At 64.8% G+C, this 2,423-nt stretch carries 3 protein-coding genes; 1 reads left to right on the forward strand and 2 read right to left on the reverse strand.

Going from position 1 to position 2,423, the window contains the following annotated elements:
* Together CWO91_RS42030 and CWO91_RS42035 are read right to left on the reverse strand one after the other, a co-directional pair.
* The coding region (locus CWO91_RS42030; RefSeq protein ID WP_165406081.1) for an alpha/beta fold hydrolase at nucleotides 1-473 on the reverse strand (473 nt) is incomplete at its 3' end.
* A 17-nt stretch (nucleotides 474-490) separates the two neighbouring features.
* Nucleotides 491-2,113, reverse strand: coding sequence for an FAD-dependent monooxygenase (locus CWO91_RS42035; protein ID WP_130221152.1), 1,623 nt, complete (start codon nucleotides 2,111-2,113; stop codon nucleotides 491-493).
* A gap of 106 nt (nucleotides 2,114-2,219) precedes the next feature.
* Between CWO91_RS42035 and CWO91_RS42040 the strand changes: the two genes are divergently transcribed.
* Nucleotides 2,220-2,423, forward strand: a 204-nt coding sequence (locus CWO91_RS42040; protein ID WP_130221153.1) for a LysR family transcriptional regulator, incomplete at its 3' end; no start/stop codon positions are given.

The raw sequence follows: 2,423 nt of genomic DNA on the forward strand, positions 1-2,423 counted from the left end.
TCGCGCGGCACGAAAAACTCGGCGAACTCGCGGACCGATTCCGGCATGCGATTGCGCAGCGCCAGAAACGCCGGAAAGCCTTCCGGATTGATTGACATCACCGATGCGCCGGGCCGGAAGGTGCTCGACAGCACCAGGCGATTGATATGTGCGGGGTGACGCGCGGCCAGCACCTGGGCGATGACGCCGCCGAGCGAGGTGCCGAACACATGGGCGCGCCGATAGCCAAGCACTGCGATCAGCGCGGCGGCATCGTCGGCGAGTTCCTCGAGACCGTAGGGCTGCGGCGGATTACGGGTCGCGCCGGAATCGCGCTGGTCGTAGGTGATCACGGTAAAATGCGGCGCCAGCAGCGCGCCGAACGCGTCGAACATCGAATGGTCGGCTTCGGCGCCGTGCAGAAGGATCAGCGGCGGCCCTTCCCCCCTGCGCTTGAAGGCAATTGTGGTGCCGTTGGCTTCGACTGTATCCATGGCTATCGTATCCATGGCTAATGCAGCACGGTTTCGAGTGCGCCGGCCAATTCGCGCGCGGGATCGGAAGGGATGTAGGGCATGCGCCAGGCGACGTGGCCGTCGGGACGCACCAGCACCGCGCCGCGCGGTCCCATCTGAATACCGTCGGCGGGATGGGCGTGGGGCAGTTGCCGCAAATTGAGCTGCAGCCCGGTTTTCGCCGACACGTTGCGGCCGGCCTCGAGCCACGTCTCGCCTTGCGGACCGGCAACGACTGTAAACTCCTTGTCGAACCAGTCGAGCGTCGAGCGCTTGCGCGACATGTCGAGCCACATGTGGGGAAAGCGTCCGCCCGGCCGGTCGGACGGCCGGTAGACGCGGGTCAGATGCCCGCCATGCGGCGTGCCGTCGGGAATGACCGCGCCCTCTTCATAGGTGAAGCCGAGCCCCTGGCCGATGCTGTGCAAATGGTTGTCGAGGTCGTTCACCCAGAAGCGGATGTGATCCTCGTTGCCGGAGCGGACGGCTTCGTCGATCCGCCGGAAGCGGATCATGTTGCCAAAACTGAAATCCGCGTTCGATTGCCCCACCGGCCGGCGTTCGAGATCGTAGCTGTCGAGCAACTTCTCCGATGCCCAGCCGCGCAGCACATAGGCAAGCTTCCAGGCCAAGTTGTGCGCGTCCTGGACGCCCGAGTTGAGGCCAAAGCCGCCGGTCGGCGGGAAGCGATGCGCGGCATCGCCGACGAGAAACACGTGGCTCTTGCGAAAATTCGCCGCGACCTGCTTGCTCATGCGCCAGACCGAGCGATTTAGCAACGTCACTTCGAGATCGGGAACGCCGACATGGGCGCGGATGATCTCGATCATCTCGGCATCGGTCCAGGGCCGCGGCCGATCGTCCTTCTGCTCGCCGATCTGGATGATGGACAGCCAGCGGTCGCGGCCGTTGGTGTTGAGAATGCCGGCGCGCGGCGGCACACCCGGCGTTTTTGAGTAGACCTGAAAGCCGGCGGCCTCGCGCGCCAATGGAAAGCGCGAAAGATCGGCGCGCCAGTATTCGTTCTGCAGCACCGACAGGCAGGCCGGTCCCACCATGTTGATGCCGGCGGCCCGGCGCGTCTGGCTGCCGGCGCCGTCGCAGGCCAGCAGATACCTGGCGTGCCAATGTTCGCTGCGGCCGGTTTCAACCGAGCGGATCTCGCAGATGACACCGTTCTCGACTTCCTCGAAGCCGACGAATTCGGTCGAGAATTGCACCTGCACCCGGTTGGAATGCTCGATGACCCGGTAGATCTCCTCTTCCACCGCATCCTGCGCCACCACGCTTTTCCACGCCGGCGTCTGCCCGAGATTGGGCTCCGGGCGCGACCGGCTGATCTCGCGGCCGGCGATGCTCTCGACCTGCACGAACATGTCGGAATCATCCTGCAGGCCGCGGTCGCGGATCGCCTGCTCGATCCCCCATTGCCGGAAGATCTCCATGGTGCGGACCCAGCAGCCGCGCGATTTCGGATGATCCGTCGTGGTCGGGCTCTTCTCGACGATAACCGCGTCGATCCCGAAGCGATCGAGCAACAGCCCCATGGCGAGGCCAACCGGGCCGCCGCCAACAATAAATACCGACGTCCGGCGGGGTGCTTCCGCGACGATGTCCATGCTCGTTTCCTCTCGATCTACTTTTGGCAGCAGACTGCCCGGTTTTTAGTATCTCACAAGAATATGTTTGATATGATCTCCATCTCAGACCGAGATGGAGGATGGAATGGACCTGCGGCAGCTTCGCTATTTCGTGGCGGTGGCCGAGCGCGGCGGCTTCGGCGCCGCGGCCAGCGCCCTCAACGTCGCGCAGTCGGCGCTCAGCCGCCACGTCAAGGAACTCGAGCACGAATTGGGCGGCGCCTTGCTCGAGCGCGGCGCGCGCGGCGTCTCGGTAACCGAGTCCGGCAAGGTGCTGTTGGCGCGCGGG

Origin of the sequence: Bradyrhizobium genosp. SA-3, from assembly GCF_004212635.1 — a bacterium.
GTDB lineage: Bacteria > Pseudomonadota > Alphaproteobacteria > Rhizobiales > Xanthobacteraceae > Bradyrhizobium.